Annotated in this window: 24 protein-coding genes and 1 pseudogene; 18 read left to right on the forward strand and 7 right to left on the reverse strand. The window is 61.8% G+C overall.

Annotated elements, in window-relative coordinates:
- The first annotated feature begins 45 nt into the window (after positions 1 to 45).
- A complete protein-coding gene (locus ACMGFM_RS16635) occupies positions 46 to 264 on the forward strand; it encodes a DUF8015 family protein (RefSeq protein WP_495849250.1) in 219 nt (72 codons plus the stop codon).
- 3 nt (positions 265 to 267) lie between these two features.
- On the opposite strand, the gene ACMGFM_RS00495 is transcribed toward ACMGFM_RS16635, so the two are convergent.
- On the reverse strand, positions 268 to 615 hold the full coding sequence (locus ACMGFM_RS00495) for a DUF5811 family protein (RefSeq protein ID WP_436900304.1): 348 nt from the start codon (positions 613 to 615) through the stop codon (positions 268 to 270).
- A 112-nt stretch (positions 616 to 727) separates the two neighbouring features.
- Here ACMGFM_RS00495 and ACMGFM_RS00500 point away from each other — a divergent pair, with 112 nt between their 5' ends.
- From ACMGFM_RS00500 to ACMGFM_RS00525, 6 genes are all read left to right on the forward strand, one after another.
- Positions 728 to 1570 carry a polyprenyl synthetase family protein gene (locus ACMGFM_RS00500; protein ID WP_436900305.1) on the forward strand — a complete coding sequence of 281 codons (843 nt, stop codon included), beginning with the start codon at positions 728 to 730 and terminating at the stop codon, positions 1568 to 1570.
- Positions 1570 to 2844, forward strand: a complete 1275-nt coding sequence (locus tag ACMGFM_RS00505; RefSeq protein ID WP_436900306.1) for an eIF2B alpha/beta/delta subunit family protein — start codon at positions 1570 to 1572, stop codon at positions 2842 to 2844. The genes ACMGFM_RS00500 and ACMGFM_RS00505 overlap by 1 nt, the downstream gene beginning before the upstream one ends.
- Positions 2845 to 2935: 91 nt before the next feature.
- Complete coding sequence (locus ACMGFM_RS00510; RefSeq protein WP_299274546.1) at positions 2936 to 3088, forward strand: 50S ribosomal protein L39e; 153 nt, start codon at positions 2936 to 2938, stop codon at positions 3086 to 3088.
- A complete protein-coding gene (locus tag ACMGFM_RS00515) occupies positions 3085 to 3363 on the forward strand; it encodes a 50S ribosomal protein L31e (RefSeq protein WP_436900308.1) in 279 nt (92 codons plus the stop codon). Before ACMGFM_RS00510 ends, ACMGFM_RS00515 begins: the two co-directional genes overlap by 4 nt.
- 2 nt (positions 3364 to 3365) lie before the next feature.
- On the forward strand, positions 3366 to 4034 hold the full coding sequence (locus ACMGFM_RS00520; RefSeq protein WP_436900309.1) for a translation initiation factor IF-6: 669 nt from the start codon (positions 3366 to 3368) through the stop codon (positions 4032 to 4034).
- A 133-nt stretch (positions 4035 to 4167) separates the two neighbouring features.
- Positions 4168 to 5115, forward strand: coding sequence for a phytoene/squalene synthase family protein (locus tag ACMGFM_RS00525; protein ID WP_436900310.1), 948 nt, complete (start codon positions 4168 to 4170; stop codon positions 5113 to 5115).
- Here the strand turns inward: ACMGFM_RS00525 and ACMGFM_RS00530 are convergent, their stop codons facing one another.
- The 4 genes from ACMGFM_RS00530 to crtID form a co-directional block, all read right to left on the reverse strand.
- Positions 5116 to 6081: a DUF726 domain-containing protein gene (locus tag ACMGFM_RS00530; protein ID WP_436900311.1), complete on the reverse strand. Its 966-nt coding sequence runs from the start codon at positions 6079 to 6081 to the stop codon at positions 5116 to 5118. It lies immediately after the preceding gene.
- Positions 6082 to 6232: 151 nt separating this feature from the next.
- A complete protein-coding gene (gene cruF, locus ACMGFM_RS00535; RefSeq protein WP_436900312.1) occupies positions 6233 to 7102 on the reverse strand; it encodes a bisanhydrobacterioruberin hydratase in 870 nt (289 codons plus the stop codon).
- Positions 7095 to 7979, reverse strand: coding sequence for a prenyltransferase (locus ACMGFM_RS00540; RefSeq protein ID WP_436900313.1), 885 nt, complete (start codon positions 7977 to 7979; stop codon positions 7095 to 7097). Before ACMGFM_RS00540 ends, cruF begins: the two co-directional genes overlap by 8 nt.
- A 42-nt stretch (positions 7980 to 8021) precedes the next feature.
- A complete protein-coding gene (gene crtID, locus ACMGFM_RS00545) occupies positions 8022 to 9524 on the reverse strand; it encodes a bifunctional phytoene desaturase/3,4-desaturase (protein WP_436900314.1) in 1503 nt (500 codons plus the stop codon).
- Positions 9525 to 9671: 147 nt separating this feature from the next.
- Between crtID and ACMGFM_RS00550 the strand changes: the two genes are divergently transcribed.
- From ACMGFM_RS00550 to ACMGFM_RS00580, 7 genes and pseudogenes are all read left to right on the forward strand, one after another.
- Positions 9672 to 9830, forward strand: coding sequence for a hypothetical protein (locus ACMGFM_RS00550; RefSeq protein ID WP_436900315.1), 159 nt, complete (start codon positions 9672 to 9674; stop codon positions 9828 to 9830).
- 242 nt (positions 9831 to 10072) lie between these two features.
- A pseudogene (locus ACMGFM_RS00555) lies at positions 10073 to 10324 on the forward strand (magnesium transporter); the annotation flags it as partial.
- A 100-nt stretch (positions 10325 to 10424) separates the two neighbouring features.
- Positions 10425 to 12764 (forward strand): amino acid permease, encoded by a 2340-nt coding sequence (locus tag ACMGFM_RS00560; RefSeq protein WP_436900316.1) that lies wholly within the window; start codon positions 10425 to 10427, stop codon positions 12762 to 12764.
- Positions 12765 to 12917: 153 nt separating this feature from the next.
- A complete protein-coding gene (trpC, locus tag ACMGFM_RS00565; RefSeq protein WP_436900317.1) occupies positions 12918 to 13682 on the forward strand; it encodes an indole-3-glycerol phosphate synthase in 765 nt (254 codons plus the stop codon).
- Between the two features lie 3 nt (positions 13683 to 13685).
- A complete protein-coding gene (gene trpB, locus ACMGFM_RS00570; protein ID WP_436900318.1) occupies positions 13686 to 14936 on the forward strand; it encodes a tryptophan synthase subunit beta in 1251 nt (416 codons plus the stop codon).
- On the forward strand, positions 14933 to 15748 hold the full coding sequence (gene trpA / locus ACMGFM_RS00575) for a tryptophan synthase subunit alpha (RefSeq protein WP_436900319.1): 816 nt from the start codon (positions 14933 to 14935) through the stop codon (positions 15746 to 15748). The genes trpB and trpA overlap by 4 nt, the downstream gene beginning before the upstream one ends.
- A 45-nt stretch (positions 15749 to 15793) precedes the next feature.
- On the forward strand, positions 15794 to 16597 hold the full coding sequence (locus tag ACMGFM_RS00580; RefSeq protein ID WP_436901723.1) for a 2-amino-3,7-dideoxy-D-threo-hept-6-ulosonate synthase: 804 nt from the start codon (positions 15794 to 15796) through the stop codon (positions 16595 to 16597).
- On the opposite strand, the gene ACMGFM_RS00585 is transcribed toward ACMGFM_RS00580, so the two are convergent.
- Positions 16598 to 17350, reverse strand: coding sequence for a bacteriorhodopsin (locus ACMGFM_RS00585; RefSeq protein ID WP_436900321.1), 753 nt, complete (start codon positions 17348 to 17350; stop codon positions 16598 to 16600).
- Positions 17350 to 18951: a methyl-accepting chemotaxis protein gene (locus tag ACMGFM_RS00590; protein WP_436900322.1), complete on the reverse strand. Its 1602-nt coding sequence runs from the start codon at positions 18949 to 18951 to the stop codon at positions 17350 to 17352. The genes ACMGFM_RS00585 and ACMGFM_RS00590 overlap by 1 nt, the downstream gene beginning before the upstream one ends.
- A gap of 311 nt (positions 18952 to 19262) precedes the next feature.
- Between ACMGFM_RS00590 and ACMGFM_RS00595 the strand changes: the two genes are divergently transcribed.
- Genes ACMGFM_RS00595 through ACMGFM_RS00610 form a run of 4 tightly spaced genes read left to right on the forward strand, consistent with a single transcriptional unit; the run spans position 19263 to position 24232 of the window.
- Positions 19263 to 20807: an acyl-CoA carboxylase subunit beta gene (locus ACMGFM_RS00595; protein ID WP_436901724.1), complete on the forward strand. Its 1545-nt coding sequence runs from the start codon at positions 19263 to 19265 to the stop codon at positions 20805 to 20807.
- 16 nt (positions 20808 to 20823) lie between these two features.
- Positions 20824 to 21120: a DUF8022 family protein gene (locus tag ACMGFM_RS00600; RefSeq protein WP_436900323.1), complete on the forward strand. Its 297-nt coding sequence runs from the start codon at positions 20824 to 20826 to the stop codon at positions 21118 to 21120.
- 3 nt (positions 21121 to 21123) lie between these two features.
- Positions 21124 to 22980, forward strand: coding sequence for an acetyl-CoA carboxylase biotin carboxylase subunit (locus ACMGFM_RS00605; RefSeq protein ID WP_436900324.1), 1857 nt, complete (start codon positions 21124 to 21126; stop codon positions 22978 to 22980).
- A gap of 46 nt (positions 22981 to 23026) precedes the next feature.
- Complete coding sequence (locus ACMGFM_RS00610; protein WP_436900325.1) at positions 23027 to 24232, forward strand: UbiA family prenyltransferase; 1206 nt, start codon at positions 23027 to 23029, stop codon at positions 24230 to 24232.
- Positions 24233 to 24257 lie beyond the last annotated feature (25 nt).

The raw sequence follows: 24257 nt of genomic DNA on the forward strand, positions 1-24257 counted from the left end.
TCTCGGTAATAATATTTAATTAGGTGGCGTTCGCACACTCACGTGATGGCACAGGTCCACGGAATCACGGTTACACGACACGATCTGTCGCTGGCTTGCATTGGGCTCGTGTTACTGGTGGGGCTGACAGTCGGTCTCCTTCCAGCCGTGGACCTGTCACACGCGCTGTTCGCGGCGAGCGTGCCCGCGGCTAGCGTTGTTGTGTACACACTGTTCTATCGACCACCGGTCCCGACGCCTGCCCACAGAAAGTCGGGGAAATAAGCGTTACCGTGCGACTGGCGACTGGTCGCCCTGGCTGGCCTGCTTGACCTGAAGGGCAGCACTGGCGGCGAGGCCGACAGCGAGGTCTTCCTGCTGGGTTTCGTCAATTGTCAGTTCATCAGTGAGGCTGCAGTTCGCACTGACGATGCCGCCGATTGGCGGCTGAACGGCGACGGTTGCTTGCGGGCCGTTCGAGCCGTCGACGAGTTCAGAACCGACGACAAATTCGCCCGGCAGCAGGTCTCGTGTCCGCTCTGCAACAGTCGATAGGTCCTGTCGGAGATGTTTGCGCTGTTCCGAAGTAAGTTCAATATCCGGCGGCTCGTCACCAAACTGGGTATTGCCGTACATGTGGTTCTCTTTCGCATAGGAGTGAGGCGGATATAAAAGCGGCGGCGGATACAATACCTGCACTCGGGCAGGTCCGTTACGTACTTGCGACTCAAGGCACTACCAGTCGGTAATGGAGTATCTGAATCGACGGCGGGACCGCATCGAGCAACGGCTCGAAGCGGTACTCGCGGAGACCGAGCCAGACACACTGACCGCGGAGATGGAACACGTCTCACTCTCCGGGGGCAAACGTGTCCGGCCGACGGTCACTGTACTCGTCTGCGACGCGCTTGACGGCGACACCTCGGAAGCACTCGACTATGCTGTCGGCATCGAACTCGTTCACAACGCCTCGCTGGTGATTGACGACATCATCGACGAATCTGAACTCCGCCGCGGGACCCCAGCCGCCTGGACTGAATTCGGTCACGGCCCCGCTATCACTGCCTCTGACGGACTGATCGGCGAAGCCTTTGCACTGTTCTCGACGAACGAACGCGCGATGCAGGCCGTCGCCGAGTCGATGGTCGAACTCGGTGAGGGTGAGGCGATGGAACTGGTTGGCGAACCGGTCAACGAAGCGGAGTATATGGAGCTAGCCCGTCGCAAAACTGGTGCGCTGTTCCGGGCTGCCGCAGAGTTGGGGGCTATCGCCGCCGACGCCGACGCTTTTACCGTCGAAGCGTTCGGGCAGTACGCCGAGCGGGTTGGCGTTGCCTTCCAGATGCGCGACGATGTGCTTGACGCCACCGCCGACGCCGAGCAACTCGGCAAACCGACGGGAACCGACGCCGCGATGGAGCGGCCGTCGCTGGTCGAGGTGACTGACCTGACGCCCGAGGAGGCAACGGAGCGCGCCCGAGCGAAGTCGACCGAGGCGCTCGAAGCACTCGACGCCGCCGGTGTCGCGGACAGCGAGGCCAAAGAGTTCCTGCGGGAGTTCGCCGAGTTCGTGGTCGAACGCGAGAAATAATGGACGAACGCGCGGTCGTTACGGCCTTTCTGCGCACGGAGGGCGACGTACTCTTACTCAAACGGAGTGACGACGTTGGCTCGTATCAGGGTCACTGGGCCGGAGTGGCCGGACACGTCGAGGACCACGACGGCCCCGACGGCGCCGTTCGTGCCGAGATTCGCGATGAGACTGGTATCGACCCCACCACGTGCACGCTCGTCCGTCGTGGCGAGTCCTTTCGGGTCGAAGATTCGGACCTCGGCGTGCGCTGGACTGTCCATCCCTACCTGTTCGAGTGCCCGACGCGGGCCGTCGAACTCGACAGAGAACATACGAAGTCCGAGTGGACCAGCCCGACAGCAGTCTTCCGGCGAGACACAGTCTTGGACCTCGACGTGTCCTACGACCGCGTTCGGCCAACTGTGGAGACGGTTACGAACGACCACGAGCACGGGTCGGCGTATCTCTCAGTTCGTGCGCTCGAAGTCCTGCGCGACGAGGCGGCGCTGTTAGCAACGGACAGCGACCTGCGGCGGTCCGACGATATTTTCGCAGTTGCCCGCGAACTGGTCGACGCCCGCCCGCCGATGGTTGTGCTTGCAAATCGGATAGCGCAGGTTATCGACGCGGCTGGAACTGACCCCGCGGCCGTCGAACAGGAAGTAATTGAGGGCATCGACCGCGCTCTGTCTGCGGATACGCAGGCAGCCTCGGCTCTGCAGTCGTGGGTCGGCGAGGCTCGCGTTGCCACACTCTCCCGGTCCGGAACAGTCGTTCGAGGCGTAGTCGAATGCGACCCCGACGCGGTGCTGGTTTCGGAGTCTTGTCCGGGCAGGGAGGGCGTTGCCGTGGCTGAAGAATTCGCCTCTGAGATTCCGACCACAGTGACAAGCGACGCAGCGTTCCCGGGCCAACTGGCGGCGTGGGGCGCCGATGTGCTCGTTGTCGGTGCCGACGCACTCCTGCCGGACGGTGCAGTTCGGAATAAGGTCGGGACGCGGCCAGCTGCGGCCGTCGCCACAGACCTCGATATTCCGGTCGCCGTTGCGACCGCAGCCGACAAAATTGCACCCACAGCCACCGACGAAACCGAGCCACGACCACCCGAGGAATTGTACGATGGGCCGGCGGCTATCGACGTTGTCAATCCAACCTTCGAGCGGACGCCGGCGGAGTTGATTGACTGCTATGTCACCGACCGTGGCGAACTTGCGACCTCGGATATCGAGTCACTCGCCGCGGACTTTGTGGAGTGCCGGCAGTCACTCGACCGACCTGAGCACTCGAACTGAGTGCGGTGGGGCAGTATGTTTGTCGGGCGGGGTTTGACACTCCGGCGAAAGGGACACACATTTATGCAACCGCGGGGTAGAAACGGCTACTATGAGTAAGAAATCGAAGGCGAAAAAGAAGCGACTGGCGAAGCTGGAAAACCAGAACAGCCGGGTACCGGCGTGGGTCATGGTCAAGACCGACCGTGACGTCATGCGTAACCCACAGCGACGAAACTGGCGGCGGAGTGATACCGACGAATGAGCGCGAGTGATTTCGAGGAGCGGGTCGTCACTGTCCCGCTTCGTGACGCGAACCGCGGTTCCAGCACGAACGCCGCCGACAAGGCGCTGTCGCTGGTCCGCGAACATCTCGCCCAGCACTTCTCCGTCGACGAGGATGTCGTCCGCCTCGACCCCTCGATTAACGAAGAAATCTGGTCACACGGTCGAACGTCGCCGCCGAGTTCGGTCCGCATCCGCGCCGCGCGCTTCGAGGAGGAAGGCGACGTGGCAGTCGAAGCGGAAATCGCAGAGTAACGGTGCTCCGCGCGGCATTCTCCGGGTCGCCGTATATCGGCGTCTTCGCACGAGCAACCGATTCCTGTCTGCTCGTCCGGCCCGACCTCGACGACGAACTGGTCGCAGACTGTGCCGAAGAGCTGTCGGTCCCGGCTGTCGAGACGACGGTCGGCCGGTCCGGTACGGTCGGCTCACTGGTTGCCGGCAACTCGAACGGGTTGCTCGTCAGCAGTCGCGTCACCGACCGCGAACGCGACCGAATTACTGAAGCGGTCGACCTTCCGATTACCGAACTCCCGGGCCGGATCAACGCCGCCGGCAACGTCGTTCTGGCCAACGACACCGGCGCGTACGTCCACCCTGACCTGCCGCGCGAGGCAATTCAGCGGATCAAAGATGGACTCGACGTCCCGGTCGAACGCGGCGATATTGCCGGGGTGAACACGGTTGGGACGGCCGCCGTTGCGACCAACCGCGGCGTGCTCTGTCATCCGAAATCTACCGACGACGAACTCGACCGGATCGAGGAGCATCTCGGCGTCCCGGCCGACATCGGGACCATCAATTACGGCGGGCCGCTGGTTGGGTCGGGACTGCTCGCAAACGACAGCGGGTATATCGTCGGGTCCGAGACAACAGGGCCGGAACTTGGCCGAATCGACACCGCGCTCGGCTACGCAACTGACTGATTTGACACCTTTTCGCTGCCGTCGTATTCCCGCCGTACACTCCCGAGGGCGCCGAATACTCGGTACGCATACCGGAAAAATTTACTCCAATACAACAACCAAGTTTAACTTTGCGAGGCCCAACCAAAACAGTGTGAACAACGCTCAGCGCGATAGAGGAAAGGCCATCCATCGCGAGACAGGTCAGACCTTCTACTATGCGACACGGCTGCTCCCCGAGCGCATCCGGGAGCAGACATACGTGCTGTACGGCTTTTTCCGCGTTGCGGACGAGGTAGTCGACGACAGTTCGGGTCAGTCTCCGGCCAACCAGCGCGAGCAACTGGAGGCCATCCGAGCGGCCGCCCTCGGTGAGACATCCCACGACGAACCGGTGATTGAGGCCTTTTCCGACATCCGCGAGCAGGAGGGCATCGCCGACGAAGAAGTTAACGAGTTCATCAACGCGATGTGCTCCGATATCGACACCGACCGCTACGAAACGTACGAGGACCTGGCGGCGTACATGCGCGGGTCGGCCTCCGCAGTCGGTAACATGATGACGACGATTATGGACGTTGACCAGTCGGAGAAAGCCCGCCCACACGCGATGGCACTTGGCGAGGCATTCCAGTTGACGAACTTCATCCGGGACGTGCGTGAGGACATCCGCGAACTTGACCGGGTCTACCTCCCGATGGAGACGCTGGAGCAGTACGGCGTTACTGTCGATCAGATCAAACGTGAAGAGCCAACTCCCGAGTTCCGGCGGGCAATCCAGTCAGAACTGCGCCGTGCCGAGCAACTGTACCGCGAGGGTGTCGAGGGGATCGAATTCCTCCCGAAAGACTGCCAGTTCGCAGTTGTGCTATCGGCGGTGCTGTACGCCGAACACCATCGGTATATCCGCAAGCAGGATTACGACGTGCTCTCCGCGCGTCCGGAACTGACGACTCCGCGTAAACTCTACCTCGTCGCCAAGACGTGGTGGAACTGGCGACGATACACGGACCCGGTGACTGTCTTCCGTCGTGTGAGCGCTGTCCCCGTCGACGAGACGACGTCAGGCGACGCCGAACACGCTGTCCCGTCGGTCAAATAACTACCACTTCTCGACAACCTGTGGGATACAGCCGTACTCTCTGACGTAGTAGTCGTAGTGCGTCGGAACGATATTCGCCACGTCGTAGTCGGTGTAATTCGCAGGTTCGGGGCCGGCACACCCTTTCTCGCCGGCGGCGTCTTCCCACTCCCGGGTCTCGAAGATATACTCCAGAACGCTGTCGTCGTCCTTATAGAAGTTATCACACTGCTCGGCTGCATACTCGATATACTGGCCGTATTCGGTATCGAACCAGCCCGCGTCGAGCGAGACGGAGTCGTCAGCAACTGCGCCACCAAGCAGTGACACCGACTTGACCGCGTTTGCCCGGCCGTAATCCTCGGTCAGCGACTTGAGCGCAAACAGCACGACCCGTGCGCCGAGTGAGTGTGCGACCCACCGGACGTTCACGTCGTAGGCGCTCGTATACCACTGCGTGAAATTCGCCAGCTTTCGGCCGTTTCGCTCGGCGATATCCTTTGCGTCCGACCAGCCCAGGTCGAGACTGTCGCCCTCGTCAGAGTCCCAGGTGAACACCGCGGTGTCGCCGGTGTAGCCGTTCTTTTCGAGGCCGAGTTGACACTCGTAGCCGGAGTCGATATCGCTGTCGTCCTCGTCAGAACTCTTGAACCCGTGAATCAACAGCGTCAGCGTGTCTTCACCCCACGAGCCTGGCCACGACCCCTCGACATCGTAGCTCCACACACTCTCGCCGTTGATCAGGTTGCCGTCACTGTCGAAGTGGTCTCGCGTCGACACGCGCGGGAAGTCATTTGGTGCCTCGGCTTTCGTTCCCTCGCCGTCGACCAACCCCCCGGCTGCCGCCGTTCCCGTCGTCCCGACAACTGCGGCGGCCCCCACCGCCGCAACGGTTCCCTGCCGCAAAAACGACCGCCGGTCCAACGACCGCTCGTCTGTTTGTCCCCCTGTTCGCTGCCCCTCGTGAGATGGCCCTGTCGGTGCCATAGATTGTGACAGAGTCACAACCACATAATAGTTATGTATATGCTTATTACTCTTGAAGGAGCCTAATATTCGTGGATAGGTGATCGCAGCACTCTCAGCTGGCTGTCCAGCGGCGCTGAACGGCACGGCTGTCCTTCGGCCACTGACTCGCTCAGAAGGGTCGGTCGGCGGCCGGGAAGTCGAATCGGTCGAACCGGTAGAGTGCCACGGCGAATCCCGCCGCGATGGCGACGGGAATCCACGCGCCGTAGATGCCGTTAACTGTTCCCCACAGCAGGACGAAACTCACCATGTCGTCGAGCATGTACTCACAGCGCCCAATCCGTTCGAGCAGCGCTGTCCGTGGGAACGCCACATCGATAAGCACGGTTGCGACGATTGCACTGAGCACCCACCCCGCGTAGTTGATTGCCGGCACGCCGTAGAATATTCCTGCTTCGTAGCGCCAGAAGCCAAGCGCGACAGCCCCCGGGTCGAGCACGAGGTCGATGGCGACGACCATCGCGGCAACAACCGGCACGCGGACCACCCGTGAGCGTGCCCGCTCGCCAAGGACGAGCAGACAGAGCAGGTAGGCATTGAGCACCAGTGGAATGAAAAACAGCGGCAGCGCCCACGGAATCGTTCCGAGCAGCATCGGCCCCAGCGAGACGACGTACTCGAACTCGCCGTAGGGAAGGCCGGTTGTTGCGCCGACGTACTCGATGGCGTAGGTGTAGGCGACCAGCGCGCCCAGCGCCAGCCCGGCCTGGCGGTTGATGAGCGGTGCCAGCCCACCAACCAGCGGCAGTCGCATCACTGCGACCCCACAGAGGACGAGCCACGGGTTGAACGCCAGCGGGTCTGGGAGCAACCCCTCGGCGCTGGCGAGCAACAACACTGCCCCGACGACGGGGAAGACCACGGCAATCGTAAACCGATTCTCGGAGACGAGGCTGTCGAGGCTGTGCTCGACGGCCCGGCGGTCCGACAGCAGCCGGCGCAGGTGCTCGCGGGTTCCAGACTCCGAGGGGTCAGGCATAGGTCAGCCTCCAGATTGCCGCCATCGTCAGCGCCGCCCCGGCAATCGTGTTGAGTACCGGGAACCACCAGTACGCCCGGTCGATATCGACTGACGCGAGGACAATCCCGGCGATGAACATCGGATAGATGGCAAAGACAGCCGCGAATCCGGGGTGGACCAGTCCCATCGAGACTGCCGCCGCGAGCCAGCAGCCAGCACAGTACGCGAGCGTTCGGTCGTGACCGAGTACCGTTGCAGTCGTCTGAATACCGGCCGACTGGTCGGGCTCGATATCTGGAATCGCCGAGAAGGTGTGCATCCCCATCGTCCAGAGCCACCCGCCCGCGACGACCAGTGCTGGCGGCAATTCTCCTGCAAGCGCCGCGTACGCGACCAGTCCGGGCATGATGTACAGACCATTCGAGATGGAATCCAACAGGGGAGTGGTCTTGAATCGAAGCGGCGGCGCGCTGTACGTTGCACCGAGGACCAGAAAGCCACCGAGGGCGGCGACGCCCACGGCCGGCAGCACCGGCACGAACGCAAACGCCGCCAGCGCTGACAGAACCACCAGCACCGTCACGGCACGGCCGCCGCGGTACTGTACCTCCTTGCCGTCGTCGGACTTTTTGGGATTATCCTCGTCAATATCGGCGTCGAAGATGTCGTTGATTCCGTACAGAAAGATATTCGCAGGGACGAGAAAGTACGCGAACAGCGCAACGGACAGTGGTGTGAAATATTCCGCCGTCGAGGAGGCTCCGTAGGCGACGCCGACGACGACTGGTCCGGCGAGATAGAGCCAAAAGCGGGGGCGAGAGAGCCAGAACAGATAGCCCACGAACGTCTGTTCGGAGGGCGCAAGCCCGCTCAGACGGTCACTGACATCTGTCACGGATTGTTATAAGCGCGTCTTCGTGTTAGTGTTCTTGGTCTGTCACTGCAGCACTGTCGCGTCGTCTTCAATGAGTGCTTCGGCGGTGTGCTGGCCGCTGATGAGACACATCGGAACGCCGATGCCCGGCGTCGTGAACGACCCGGTGAAGTAGAGGCCATCGACGGCCGACGAGCGGTTGTTGGGCCGCAGGAGTGCGGTTTGCCGGAGCGTGTGTGCCAGTCCCAGCGCAGTCCCTTCGGTCGCGTTGTACCGGTCGACGAAATCCGACACCGAGAACTCCTCCTCGACCACGATTCGGTCGTGCAAGTCGACGCCGGTGTTGTCGGCAATATCGTCGAGAATCTTCTCGCGATACTGGTCGCGGAGGCCGTCGCCGTCAGCCAGCCCCGGCGCGATGGGGACGAGCACGAAGAGGTTGCTGTGGCCCTCCGGTGCGACGCTGTCGTCGGTTTTCGAGGGGACACAGATGTAGTATGCTGGCTCGTCGGGCCATGCTGGGTCGTCGAAGATTTGCTCGAAGTGGCCATCCCAGTCTTCCGGCAGGACGAGCGTGTGGTGTTCGAGCGGGTCCACATCTCCTTCGACACCCATGTACAGGAGGTACGCCGAGGGTGCGTAGGTGCGTTTCTCCCAGTAGTCTTCGTCGTACTGCTGTTCGTGTTCGGGGAGTAGTTCTTGCTCGGCGTGGGCGTAATCAGCGTTGACAACGACGCTCTCTGGTTTGTACGTCTGCTCGCCCTCGTCGATTTCGACGATGAAATTCTCTCGACTTTTCGTAATTGTGGTCACCTCTTTGCCAGTCTCGTAGGTGACGCCGAGTTCGTCGCCAAGTTCGACGACGCCGTCGACAACTGCGCCGAGGCCGCCGTCGGGGTAGTAGACGCCGAGGTTGAAGTCGACGTGGCTCATGATGTTGTACAGCGCTGGCGTGTTCTTCGGCGCACCACCGAGGAAGACCAGCGAGTACTGCATAATCTGTTTCAGCTTGGGATTGTCGAAGTAGTCGTCGACGTAATCCTGCATGGTCCCCGTGAGTTGGAGACCGATTGGCGCTGCTTTCATCACTTCGGGGTCGACCCAATCTCGGAGGCGGGAGCGGTCCTCGTAGACGAACTTCTCCATCGCCGTCTCGTAGTGAGTCTGGCTCGTGTCGAGGTAGTTCTCGAACTGCTCGCCAGCGCCTGCTTCGTAGGACTCGAACAGTTCGCGCATCTCCGCGCGGTCACCACGCACGTCGATCTGGTCGCCGTCCTTGAAGAAAATGCGGTAGTGTGGGTCGAGACGTTCGAGGTCGTAGTAATCGGAGGGCTCGTGGTCGAAGTGGGCGAAAAACCGCTCGAAGACGTCGGGCATGAGATACCACGACGGTCCCATGTCGAACTTGAAGCCATCGCGTTCGAGCCGACTCGCTCGCCCGCCGAGCTGGTCGTTCTTTTCGAGCAGGCGTACGTCTGCGCCGGCGTCGGCGAGGTAACAGGCTGCCGAGAGGCCGCCGAACCCGCCGCCGACGACGGCAACCGACCGTCCGGACAAATCTGACATTGCCAGTCATTACGACGGGATCGGCATAAAGGACCGCCTTTCGACGCCCACAACGGCGCATAGCGGTGTGTTCATGAAGTGTGGCTTCAGTGAATCGCACAGCCCGCCACTCCAACTTGTTTTGTCTTTCCGGGCCCTCGTGGTAATATGCTCGGGCTTCGATACTACGCGTGCCAGCGCTGTGAGACCGTGTTTGCGTTGCCCGCCCCGCCGGCAACGTGTGGCTGCTGTGGTGCCGAGACAATCGAGGAACTTCGAGCTGACTCCACTGCGGCGTCGTACTTTGCGCCGGTTGAGCAGCCCTGAACCGCACAACTTACTTCAGGGCGGTGGACGAGAGCAGAGATATCGATGGAGTTGGACGACATCCAGCAGGCGGCCGCAACAGCACCGGACCCGGCAGCGGAGTTCGGGACGCTGTCTGGGACTCGCCAGCGAGACGTGTTCTTTCGGTTTCCCGACTCGCTGCAGCAGTCGCTGGTTGCTGCGATGGACGCCGACCAGTTGCGTTCGTTCGCCCGTCGACTCAACCCCGACGAGCTGACAGAAACGGATTCATTACAGGTGTGCTCGTCGCGTTCATCGCCTCGGTGTTCAACCAGAGCCCACTGCTGGGGCTCGTGCTCGGCGTTTCGATGGTGTTGAACCTGATTATCGCTGGTTTCTTCGGAACGATAATCCCGCTTATGCTGGACCGCATCGGGAAAGACCCAGCCACGTCTGCGACAATATTTATAACAACAATGACAGATGTGCTTGGCTTCTTCATCTTTCTGGGGCTCGCACAGACCGTCCTCTGAGCGAGACTTCGGTCACGTAGTTGAGACAAGACACAACGTTGATTATCTTCTCAGGCGAGTGAATGGGTATGAACTGGTATTCTTCCCCAGGTGAGTCGTCGTGAGCGACGACGAGGAACTCGCGAAAGACCTCGGCTTGCTCGCGGCGCTGACCATCGGTATCGGCACGATGATTGGTGCCGGTATCTTCGTCCTCCCCGGTACGGCAGTCGCTCGCGCCGGTCCACTCGCTGCCGGAACGTTCGTCCTCGGCGGTGTCATCGCAATCTTCACTGCCCTGTCGGCATCGGAACTTGGGACTGCGATGCCGAAATCCGGCGGTGCGTACTTCTACGTCAACCGGGCGCTTGGCCCGCTGTTCGGGACAATAACTGGCTGGGCGAACTGGCTGGGACTGGCCTTCGCTTCTGCCTTCTACATGTACGGCCTCGGCGAGTACGTCAACGCGCTCATCGGCCTCGGTCCGGTCGGTGCGGGGCCGGTTTCGCTGGAAGCCGCACAGGTGATTGGGCTGATTGGCGCGCTCTTTTTCATCACGGTCAATTACCTCGGCGCCAAGGAAACTGGCGGCCTCCAGATTATCATCGTCTCGATTCTCGTCGCGATACTCACTCTCTTCACGATTGTTGGACTGCTTAACGCCGACCTGAACGCACTCCGTCCGCTCGCGCCGCCGGGTGCAGTCGGACAAATTCTGCCAGTGACGGCAGTCGTCTTCGTCTCGTATCTCGGGTTTGTTCAGATCACTTCGGTTGCCGAAGAAATAAAAAATCCCGGCCGGAATCTCCCGCTCGCTGTCATCGGGAGTGTCGTCATCGTGACGACGATCTACGCGCTGTTTCTCGTGGTCTTGCTGGCGGCTGTCCCGAACGAACTCGTCAGCAACAACAGCACCGCGGTCGTTGACGCCGCCGAACTACTGTTCTCGCAGTACGCAATTCTCGGGACGACACTTGGCTTCATCGGGACCGGACTGTTGTTATTCGGTGGGCTGCTCGCGACGGCCTCCTCGGCAAATGCGTCGATTCTCTCTTCGTCGCGGATCAACTTCGCGATGGGTCGAGAGAAGATTATCACACCCAAACTGAACACCATCCACCCGAGGTTCGGAACGCCGTACCGCGCGATTGGGCTGACTGGCCTGCTGATTCTCGTCTTCCTGACCTTCGGGAATCTCGAGTTGCTTGCGACGGCTGGCTCAGTGCTGCACCTAGTCGTCTACGGTCTGCTCAACATCGCGCTGATCGTGATGCGTGAGGCCGAGCCGGAGGGATACAATCCGGATTATACGACCCCGCTGTATCCAATTGTCCCAATTGTGGGTGCTGTCGCCTCGTTCGCGCTGATTTATTTCATCAAACCCATCGTGATCGTTCTCTGTGGCGCGCTCGTCGTCTTCGCAATCCTGTGGTACTTCTTCTACGCCCGCCAGCGTGTCGAAGCGACGGGTGTCCTCGGCGAGTGGGTTATCTCACGCTCGGAAGACCTCCCTGACGCCGCCGTGTCCGCGGCAACGTCCGTCCAACCCGAGGCCAACGATTTCCGGGTGATGGTTCCATTGGCGAATCCTGCCCACGAGAAGGACCTGGTCAAACTCGGCGCGGCGCTGGCCAAGGAGCGCGACGGAACCGTCGTCGCGGTCAACATCGTCGGGGTGCCTGACCAGACGTCACTGGAGGCTGCCCGCGACCAGCGAGAGTACGAAGCTGCACACCACTTACTCGACCAGGCCGAAGAAGATGTCGAGGAGTACGGCGCTGATGTCGAGACTCACGTCGTTCTCTCGCACGACCCATTCGAGGAAATATTCGGTGCGGCACGGCGCTACGGCGCGGACATGACGCTGATGGGCTGGGGGCCAAAATCTCACGCTGCCGGGACGTCGACGGGGATTGTCGACGAACTCGCCCACTCGCTACCCTGTGATTTCCTCATCCTGCGCGACCGGGACCTGGATACCTCCAGAATCCTGCTGCCGACGGCGGGTGGCCCAGACTCCGACCTCGCAGCGGCAGTCGCTCGTGCGCTTGCCGACCAGAACGACGCCGAGGTGACACTGTTCCACGTTGCCGACGACGAGCAGAAAGGTCGGGAGTTCCTGCGCTCGTGGGCCGTCGACCACAACCTCTCTGACGCCGAACTGAAAGTCGATACTGGCGACGTCCAGCGCGGGATTGCCAACGCGTCCGAGGAGGCTACCCTGTTAATCATCGGTGCCACCGAGAAGGGACTGGTCTCTCGACTCGTCCGTGGTTCGCTCGTCCTCGACGTGCTCGAAGAGGTGGAGTGTTCGGTCCTGCTCGCGGAGAAACGGCACAAACGGACGCTCCGGGAGCGATTGTTCGGCTCGAAGGAAGGGCCAGACTACGACACGACAGCCTCTGGCGACGCATCGACGCCAGAACTCGACGACTCGACGGACGAGCCGGCTGAAGAGTAACCACCTCCTGCAGACTGCCGCCAAACAGCGTGCTGCCGGTCTGTTCGACTGACTTCATTCTCTGCGGTCGTCCGCTGCTGTCCGTTCACTAGCCCCGCATGTCGGCTCGGGTACGCAAGTCTTATGTACATCTCTGTTCATTAGTGTTCAGTAATGAACGATACAGATGGGCTCGCGCCGGCGGTCGAGTCGATTCTGGCGACCGCACGAGAGCGCGGCGGTGGCGACGAACGGGTCAGTGTCGACTCGCGGTCGTTGCCGGCAGCCATCGCAGCGGCTGAAGCGGACGGCAGAGTGCCGGTTATCTCGGAAATCAAACCAACCTCGCCGACGACCGACGGCCAGCGTACCGACGACCCGGTCGAACTGGCCGAGGAGATGGTCGGCGCTGGCGCGACGGCGCTGTCAGTGCTGACCGAACCCGAGCACTTCGGCGGGTCGGTCGAGACGCTGGAGGCAGTGCGGGCGGCGGTCGATGTCCCCGTGCTACGGAAAGATTTCATCCTCCGCGAGGAGCAACTCGACACCGTCGAAGCCGACCTTATCCTCCTGATTGCTCGCTTTGTCGATGACCTCGACGGACTGGTGACTGCGGCCCGCGAGCGCGGGTTTCAGGTGCTCGTCGAAACCCACACCGCCCCAGAAGTCGAGGCAGCACTCGACGCTGGCGCGGAGATTATCGGCGTCAACAACCGTGATTTGGCCCAGCTCCAAGTCGACCTGTCGACGTTCGAGTCGGTGGCGTCCGAGGTGCCCGAAAGCGTGACGCTGATTGCTGAGAGCGGTCTCTCGACGAGCGAGGATGTCTCGCGGATGCGAGCGGCTGGGGCGGACGCGCTGTTGATTGGCTCGGCGATTATGGACGGCGATGTCTCGGAGAACACCCGAAGGCTAACGACCACAGAGACGGATGTGTAACCAATGAGTACGGATAGTAAATTTGGCGACTACGGCGGACAGTACGTGCCGGAGGCGTTGATGCCGGCAATCGAAGAACTGACAGACGCCTACGAGCGGTACGTCCGCAACAACGAGGATGGGTTCATGGACGAGTTCCGCGAGCGGATGCGGGATTTTGGCGGCCGACCGCTCCCACTGCAGCGGGCCGACCAGCTCTCGGAACGGTACGATACTGAAGTCTATCTCAAGCGAGAAGACCTGCTCCACGGCGGTGCGCACAAACTGAACAACGCTCTCGGACAGGTGCTGCTCGCGAAGTACATGGGCAAAGAGCGCATCATCGCCGAAACCGGTGCCGGACAGCACGGCACCGCGACGGCGATGGCAGCAGCCCACCTCGACATGCCCTGTGAGATCTATATGGGCAAGACCGACATCGCCCGCCAGCGACCCAACGTTTTCCGGATGCGGACCAACGGCGCTGAAGTTAATCCTGTCACGACCGGCCGGGGTACCCTGAAGGAAGCAATCAGCGAGACGATGCGAGACTGGTCGCGCACTGTCGAGAACACCCACTACGTGATTGGGTCAGTCGTCGGACCACACCCGTTCCCCTCCATGGTCCGGGATTTCCAGGCCATCATCTCCGAGGAGGCTCGCGAGCAGATTCAGGACCAGACCGGCGACCTGCCGGATAGCGTGCTCGCGTGTGCCGGCGGTGGATCGAACACGATGGGGATGTTCCATCACTTCGTCAACGACGATTCGGTGGACCTCTACGCCGTCGAGGCCGGGGGCTCCTCGCTCTCTGTCGATGAGGAGAAAGGCGTCGCGCCGAACTCCGCCTCGCTGTCGACCGGTGAGGAGGGAGTGCTCCACGGCGCTCGCACGAAACTCCTGCAGGACAGTGACGGCCAGATTATGGAATCACACTCTGTCTCTGCGGGGCTGGATTACGCCGGTGTCGGGCCGGAACTCGCATATCTTGTCGACGAAAACCGGGTTACGCCCGTGAATGTCGACGACGACACGGCACTCGAGGCGTTCCACCGACTCTCACAGGACGAGGGAATCATTCCAGCGCTGGAGACTGCCCACGCCTTCGGTTATCTCGAAGAATACCACGACGAACTTGGTGAAACAGTTGTCGTCAACGTCTCCGGACGTGGCGACAAGGACCTCGAAACCGTCATCGAGCAGACGGGCAACCGCGACCTCGACAACGCGCCGGATATGAGCATCTTCCGCGAGATCGGTGGTGGAATGCTGTGAGCCTCGACGCTGCCTTCGCCGACGAACCAGCATTTGTGCCCTACATCGCTGCGGGCGACCCGAGCTACGAGGCCTCCATGGAATACGTCGAAGCACTTGCCCGCGGCGGCGCGGACGCAATCGAACTCGGCCTGCCCTTCTCGGAGCCAATCGCCGAGGGAACGACGATTCAGGAGGCGATTGTCCGCGCGCTCGACGGTGGAATGACGCCACAGCGCTATCTGGAGTTCGTCAGCGAGGTTGACGTGGACGTGCCGCTTGTTTGCATGACCTACTACAACCTCATCTACCAGTACGGCGATAGCGACGGCCCGCGGTCGTTCGTCGAGGCCGCCGCTGACGCCGGCATCGAGGGCTTCGTCGTTCCGGACTTGCCCGCCGAGGAGGCAGAACCACTCCGGGACGCCTGTGACGAGTTCGGCCTTGATCTGGTGTTTATCGTTGCGCCGACGACGGAAGGCGAGCGACTGGAGACGATGAAAGCGCAGGTTTCGGGATACGTCTACGTGCAGGCTCGACTCGGAACGACCGGCGCGCGCGACGACGTCTCTGACCACACCGAGCGGTCGCTGGCCCGGATTGCAGACTGGGATGTGCCGAAAGCGGTCGGATTCGGAATCAAGACTGGCGAGCACGCAGAACGCATTGTCCGTGCCGGCGCAGACGGAATTATCGTCGGCTCAGCACTTGTCGATATCGTCGCTGAGGGCCACGAGAACGGCGATTCGACGGCCACAGTGGCCGACCGGCTGGAAGAGAAAGCCCACGAACTGAAGGAGGGTGCGCTGGCCGGCGCGGCCGTCGAACAGTAGCCGATACCGGAACTAACATAATCACTTATGCCAGAAGGTGACACGATGACCGCAGGGAAGTCCGCACGACTCGACCGCATCGGGACAGGTGGGAACCACCTGATCGTCCCGATGGACCACGGAATCACACTCGGCGCAGTCACAGGACTGGCCGACATCGAATCAACAATTGACGCCGTCACGCGCGGCGGCGCGGACGCCGTGCTCACCCAGAAAGGCATTGCGCCACGGGTCCACGAGCACAAAAACGACGCCGGCTATATCGTCCATCTCAACGGTTCGACGACGATTGGCCCTGACGAGCGCGACAAGCGCAAGACGGGCACCGTCAAAGACGCAATTCGGGCTGGTGCCGACGCCGTCTCCTTGCATCTCAACGTCGGCAGCCAGTACGAACCGGACCAGATCACCCAACTTGCCGAACTGACCAGCGAAGCCGAAGAGTACGGGCTGCCTGTGCTGGCGATGACCTACGCACGCGGCCACGACGTGCGTGACCAGAGCAACCCAGAAGGATACGCCGAAGACCTTGCCCACGCGACCCGACTCGGCGAAGAACTCGGCGCGGATATCATCAAGACTGGCTACTCCGGCAACCCCGAAACCTTCCAGCGAGTCGTCGACTCGACGCGGCTGCCGGTCGTGATTGCTGGCGGCTCGAAGGGCACTGACCTCGAAACGCTGTCGATGGTCCGCGGCGCGGTCGACGGTGGCGCTGCTGGCGTCTCGATGGGCCGGTCGATTTTCCAGCACGACCAGCCCGAAGGGATTACGGAAGCGATTGCCTCAGTCATCCACGACGGGGCTGACCCAGAAGAAGCCGCGCGCGCCGCCGGATTGAGCGAGTAATTATTCGTCGCCGCCTGCGGGCGGTGCAGTCGTCGGCGCGCCTGTCGACGTGCGCTCGACGGACGCTGTCGTTACTTCGTATATCTGTTTTCCCGACACGACCAGCCCGGCGATTCCGAGCGTAAAGACGAGGTCAGTGTAACTCGCGCCAAGTTGACCGACGAACAGATTCGTCAGGTCGAGTGACTGCTCGGAGATTGCAGACTGGAGAATCAACGCGCCCCAGCACAGCACGAAGAGATTCCGGAGTTTCACGTAGAGCAACCGCCGCTTCCCGCCGACCGTCTTCGCTTCCCGCGTGATTGGTCCGATGAGGAAGTACGCGCCGCTGAGATAGGCTCCGACTGTTGCAAGCGTCAACACCGATTCGAGCGCACTGTTGTCTGGGAGCCACGACGCCAGCGCGAACCACGGCGTCAGCAGGAGAATCCCGGTCATCACGAGAAATCGTCGCCGTGAGAGCGAGAGAACTTCTCTGACGATTAGACTCGACGCAACGAGTACGACTGAGTATCCGATGTGGCGGACGACGGACTGCTCACGGCCGCCAGTCGTGACCGTCAACCACTCCATTCCCATGAAGACGTAGGCAACAGCCATCGCCGCCGCCGGCACGGCACCAAGCGCAACCATCCGCCGCGTCGTGCCAGACTCTCGAAGCGCGAGCAGCCCAAAGATTGCTGCCCCGCCGGCTAGCAGCGCTGCAGTCCCGAAATAGATTACTGCCGCGGAGACGACCATCCCGTCGGCCATCAGTCGCTCACCTCGGCGTGTTCGACAGGCTCGGAGTCCACGTCGAACGAAGCCATAATCGACCGGAGTTCGCGAGCCTCCTCGTCGAGTCCCTGTGCAGTCTGTGAGACCGTTTCCGTCGAGGCGGTCATCTCCTCGGCAGTCGCGGAGACTTTCGTCGCCGCTTCGTTGGTCTGCTCGGAAATCTCCGCGACGGAATCGACGATCTGAGAGAGTTGTTGTGCGCTGTTGGCCTGCTCGTCCGAGGTCTGCGTGATCTGCTGGATACTCGTGTCGACATCGTTGATGTCGCTGGCAATCGAGTCCAGTTTGCCCTCGACTTCCTTGATATCTGTCGCCGTGACGCGCACTGACTCGTCGACAGCCTCGATGCCGTCGGCGGTCTCTTCGGCCCGCGATCTGACGGTCTGCAGCGTTGCCTCGATATCCTCGACGGCTTCCATCGCCTCACCAGCCAGCGTCTTGACCTGGTCGGCAACGACTGCGAACCCGTCGCCGTCGGCGCTGGCGCGTGCCGCTTCGATGTTGGCGTTCAGCGCGAGCATGTTGATCTGGTCGGCGATATCGTCGATTGTTGCGATGACCTCCTCAATCTGGTCGGCCTGTTCGACCAACTCCTCGACCGTCTGGACGACTGATTCGGTCTGCTCGACCGTTTCGTCCATCCGCGTTGCGGTCTCGTTGGCGGCGTTGCGGCCCTCGTTCGCCAGCGACGCGACGGCGTCAGACTGGCTGGCGATTTCGCTCGTCGTCGAGGCGACTTCCTGGGTTGTCGCCGACAGCTGGTTCACCTGGTCGGCTGCGTTTTTCAACTCGGCAGTCTGTGTCTCGGCCCCGTCAGCAATCTGCTGGATCGAATTGGCTACGTCGTTGCTTCCGCGCTTGATTTCCTGGCTCGAATTCCCAAGCTCTCGCGATTGCTCGTCGACTGTCGAGGCGACGTCTTGGGCGCGAGCGACTGCCGCACCGAGTTCCACGAGCATCTCGTTGAACGACTCAGCGATGGCCCGAATCGCGTCGTCGTCGGTCTCGACATCGAGTCGCTGGTTGAGGTCACCAGCCGCGGCCGCCTCCATGGCCTCGGAGAATCGTTCAGCGATAGCCAGCAGTTGCTCGTTCTGGTTCTGTGCTTCCTGCTGGAGGCGCTCGGCCTCCTGTTTGGCTTGCTCGGCACGCTCTCGCTCGTCTTCGATCTCTGAGCGAGTCTCTTCCAGGTCGGTGACCATCGTCTCCAGTGAGTCGCGCATCGTTCCGATGCTGTCGTAGAGGTCGGCAATTTCGTCAGACCGGCTGGTCTCGACTTCGGTGTCGAACTCTCCAGCCCCGATCGCCTCGGCGCGCTCGCTCAGTCGACGCAACGACAGGGCAACATTGCCGCCGAGCACGATTCCAACCAGTCCGAGGTTCAACAACAACAGCACCATCAACCCCGAAATTGCGGCGATTCCGCGCTGGGGGGCGGTCTCTGTCGGACCGGTGGTCACGTGGGCGCCGAAAATTGCCGCAATAACCAGTGTCAGCAGGAAGATTCCTGCGAGCGAAGTTGCGATTTTCAAACTGTACTGCGTTCGAACGCGGTCGATGACTGATGGAAATTGCATTTGTGGACACCTACTTGCCGACCGCCCCCTGTCGCGGCCGGCAGCGTTAGCCGTTATCTTCAGCAATGCTGTACAGTTTAAAAATGGTTATGCGGCAGTATCGAATGTGAAACTCGGAGCGACAGGGAGCCGATAGTGTACGGGAGTACAAATAGCCCGACCACCGGGACCGGTTCAGACGTCGCCAGAAATTCCCAATTCGTTCACTGTGGAGGCCGCTAACGGACAGTTCGGCAGGTCGTTGCGGAATCCTTTTGCCCGCGCTGGCACATTCACACGCCAAGGATGGTCGGGATTACGCAGCCATGACGATGGAAGACCGCATCAACGAACTCCGGGAGAAACGGGAGGCGGCGCGCAAAGGCGGCGGCGAGGACCGCATCGAGGCCCAACACGACAAGGGGAAACTCACCGCCCGCGAGCGCATCGATTACTTTCTCGACGACGGGACGTTCACCGAATTTGACCAGTTCCGGACCCACCGGACCCACACCTTCGATATGCAGGAGAAGAGCTACCCCGGCGACGGGGTGGTGACGGGCTACGGTGATGTCAACGGTCGTACCGTGTTTGTCTTCGCACACGATTTCACCGTCCTCGGTGGCTCGCTGGGCGAAGTCTTCGCCGAGAAAGTCACGAAAGTGATGGACAAGGCTATGGAGACCGGCGCACCGGTGATTGGACTGAACGACTCCGCAGGCGCGCGCATTCAGGAGGGGATCGACTCGCTGGCCGGCTACGCCGAGATTTTCCACCGCAACCAGCAGGCAAGCGGCTATATTCCACAGATATCGGCGATTATGGGGCCGTGTGCCGGCGGCGCTGTCTACTCCCCGGCGATTACGGACTTCATCATGATGGTCGAGGACACCAGCCACATGTTCATCACCGGGCCGGATGTCATCGAGACGGTCACGGGCGAACAGGTTGGCTTCGACGAACTCGGCGGGGCAAACACCCACGCCTCCGAGTCCGGCGTCGCGCAATTCACCGCCGCCGACGAGAAGGAGGCTCTCGACGATATTCGGTACCTCCTCTCGTATCTGCCACAGAACAACCTCGAAGACCCGCCGCGGCTGGAGCCCTGGGACGACCCGGAGCGCGAAGACGAGGACCTTCGGGAGATCGTGCCCGACCAGCCACGGAAACCGTACGACATCGTCGACGTTATCGACAGCATCGCCGACGAGGGCTCGTTTTTCGAGGTAGCGGATTCGTTCGCTCGAAACATCGTGACCGGCTTTGGCCGACTCGACGGTCACTCGGTTGGCATCGTTGCCAACCAACCTCGCGTCAACGCGGGCACGCTCGATATCAAGTCATCTCGGAAAGCAGCCCGCTTCGTCCGGTTCTGTGACGCCTTCAACATTCCAATTCTCACCTTTGTCGACGTGCCCGGGTTCATGCCCGGCACCGACCAGGAACACAACGGGATCATCGTCCACGGCGCGAAACTACTGTATGCCTACTCAGAGGCGACAGTGCCGCTGATGACCGTCATCACGCGGAAAGCCTACGGCGGCGCATACGACGTGATGGCCTCGAAGCACATCGGCGCAGATGTCAACTATGCGTGGCCGACGGCTGAAGTCGCCGTTATGGGTCCGAAAGGCGCGGTTAACGTACTCTACAGCGACGAACTCGAAGCCGCCGACGACCCCGACGCTCGCCGGCAGGAACTCATCGACGAGTACCGCGACCAGTTCGCGAACCCCTACAGTGCGGCCGACCGTGGCTTCGTCGACGCGGTAATCGAACCCGAGAAGACCCGGCCGCAGTTGATTAGCGACCTGGAGATGCTGCGCTCGAAGCGCAAGTCACAACCGGAGAAGAAACACGGGAATATCCCACTTTGATAAAGGGGGACTGAGTATGAGTGAGCAGATGTCATCGGTAGAACTCGAGGGGCGACGACTACAACTGCCGGCGGACGCGAGTCCGACGGAAGCTGCGGCCATCTCGGCGGCGATGGGGGCCCACATCAGGGATCAACAGGTAGCCGCCGCGGCGGCCGCTGACGCTGGCAGGGAGACGGACGCTGACGACTGGGACGGCGAGCGGTTCGCCTTCGCCGGTCGTCTCGAAGCGGTGGGACTCGAGGCCGGGCGCGTTCCCCGGTCCGTTCCGACTGACCGCTGGAGTGCAGCGGGCCGAACTGACAGATACTAAGCTATGACAGAAGATACATTCAACAAGGTACTGGTCGCGAACCGTGGCGAAATCGCGGTTCGGGTCATGCGTGCGTGTGAAGACCTCGGAATCGACACCGTCGCAGTCTACAGCGAGGCGGACAAACACGGCGGCCACGTTCGGTATGCCGACGAAGCGTACAACGTTGGCCCGGCGCGGGCGGCCGATTCCTATCTCGACCACGACGCGATTATCGACGCTGCCCAGCGCGCCGGCGCGGACGCCATCCACCCCGGCTACGGGTTTCTGGCAGAGAACGCCGTCTTCGCGGGGAAGGTCCAAGACACCGAGGGAATCACTTGGGTCGGACCGTCCAGCGAGGGGATGGAACAACTCGGCGAAAAGACCAAAGCCCGGACGATCATGAGCGATGCGGGCGTCCCGATTGTTCCCGGGACGACTGACCCCGTCACTGACCCGGAAGAGGTCAAAGAGTTCGGCGACGAGTACGGCTATCCGGTCGCAATCAAAGCCGAGGGTGGCGGTGGTGGCCGCGGGATGACCGTCGTCCGCGGCCCAGACGAGGTCGAGGACAAACTCGACACCGCAAAACGAGAGGGCGAAGCCTACTTCGACAACGATTCGGTCTATCTGGAGCGCTACCTCGAAAATCCGCGCCACGTCGAGGTTCAGATCGTCGCGGACCACCACGGCAACGTGCGCCATCTCGGCGAACGGGACTGTTCGCTCCAGCGACGTCACCAGAAGGTCATCGAGGAAGGTCCCTCGCCTGCGCTCTCGGACGAACTCCGTGAGCAAATCGGCGAGGCTGCCCGTCAGGGCGTCCGCGACGCGGACTACGTTAATGCCGGCACCGTCGAGTTCCTCGTCGAAGAGGACACGGACCGCGACCCCGACGACCTGCTCGGCCCCGACACGGACTTCTACTTCCTCGAAGTCAACACCCGAATTCAGGTCGAACACTGCGTCACCGAGGAGATTACGGGCATCGATATCGTCAAGTGGCAACTCCGCATCGCCCAGGGCGAGGAACTCTCGTTCTCGCAGGACGACGTCGACATCGAGGGCCACGCCTTCGAGTTCCGGATCAACGCCGAGAACGCCGCCAACGAGTTCGCGCCAGCGACCGGCGGGAGCCTCGAGACGTACGACCCGCCCGGCGGCATCGGCGTTCGGATGGACGACGCGCTCCGACAGGGCGATGACCTGGTCACGGACTACGACTCGATGGTTGCCAAACTCATCGTCAGCGGCGAGGACCGCACCGAGTCGATTGCCCGTGCCAAACGTGCCCTCGCCGAATACGAAATCGATGGTATCGTGACCATCATCCCGTTCCATCGGATGATGCTCGACGACGAGCGATTCGTCGACGGGATGCACACGACGAAATACCTCGACGAGCACATGGACCGCTCGCGCATCGAGGAGGCCCAGGAGAAGTGGGGCACCGAAACCTCGGCGGGCGAAGACGAGGAGGTGACCCAGCGCGAGTTCACCGTCGAAGTCGACGGCAAGCGATTTGAGGTCGAACTCGAAGAACGCGGCGCGCCGCCGATTCAGGCCCCTAGCGGCTCGGGTGGCGGCAGTGGCGGCGGCTCACAGGCTCCCGACCGTGCAGGTCCGAGTGACGATGACTCCGGCTCTGCAAGCGTCAGCGCTGAGGGCGAGACGGTCTCTGCCGAGATGCAGGGCACAATTCTCGAAGTCAACGTCGCGGAGGGTGACGAGGTTGGCGCGGGCGACGTGCTCTGTGTGCTCGAAGCGATGAAGATGGAAAACGACATCGTCGCCGAGTACGGCGGCACCGTCGCCGAAGTGGCGATTAGCGAAGGACAGAGCGTCGACATGGGCGACCCGATGTTCGTCATCGAGTAGCCGGCAACGCCGGTACTGTTAATCCCCGTCGGGCCGACGAGACAATATGGCATTCGCACGGCACGAGTCGGGGGTCCGGGCTGAACTTGCGGCCCTGCTCTCGCAAGTTCATCCTGTCTTTATGCTGCCGCCGCTGGCGGCCTCGTGGTTCGGCGCTGTTATCGCCGGCGACGTGGCGATGGCTGTCGGCGCAGTCCACATGGCGGCGATGTTTTTCGCCGTCTACACCGCTCACGTCAAAGATGGCTACATCGACTTTTACGGCCGCGGCGAGGACGACGACCACCCCCTGACCGAATGGGGCTGTCGAACCGCCTTGCTCGGTGCCGGCCTCGGCTTCGCAGCCTGCACGCTCGCGCTTGGCATTTTCGTTGGCCCGGCCGCGGCCGCAATCACGATTCCGACGTGGTTTATCGGCTACCTGCACGCCCCCCAACTCGATACCAATCCTGTGACGACGACGCTCGGTTACCCAACCGGGATCGCGCTGTCGATTCTCGGCGGCTACCTCGTCCAGACCGGCACGCTCAGCGCTGAGGTCATCGGCTTCGCTGCGGTCTTTCTCGTGACGCTCGCTGGCGTGAAGATTATCGACGACGAGCAGGATTACGACTACGACCGCTCCATCGACAAACGAACCGTGTCGGTGCTGCTCGGTCCCTCGCCAGCCCGAAGCCTCGCGGTGGGGCTGCTGTCGCTTGGACTGCTCGGCGTCCTCTGGGGCACGCTCGGCGGCCTCTTTCCGCCAGCAGCACCCGTCGCGGCGCTTGCCTTTGGCTCAATCGTCATCGTCGCCCGCCGCGCCCGGCCGACAATTGCGACGATGCTGCTCATCCGCGGTGCGTACGTCTTTCTCGCCTTCCTGCTCGTGGCTGTCTGGTTCCGGCCGCTGTCGGGGACTGCCCTGCCCGATATCACCATCCTCGGTCCGTACACCTACCTGGCGACGGAGGTCGTCTTCGGCGCAGCCGCGCTTGCCCTGTTGACCTACGCTAATGCACTGCGCTCCGCGCTGCGAACAATTGTCGCGGTCTACCCGATTGCGTACATCTGGGACTGGTACACGCTGGAGGTTGGCGTCTTCGAGATTACGATGCGCACCGGGTACGACCTGTTTGGCATCCCAATCGAGGAGCACATTTTCATGTTCGTCGTCCCCGGGCTGGTGCTCGGTATCCACGAGATGATGGGTGTGCTCGCCGACTCAGCGTCGGCAACCGACACCGCTGGCCAGCCCGCAGATGACGACTGACTCGGAGCGAAACACAGAGGGGCTT

The sequence above is a fragment of the Halovenus halobia genome (assembly GCF_051414135.1).
Lineage (GTDB): Archaea > Halobacteriota > Halobacteria > Halobacteriales > Haloarculaceae > Halovenus > Halovenus halobia.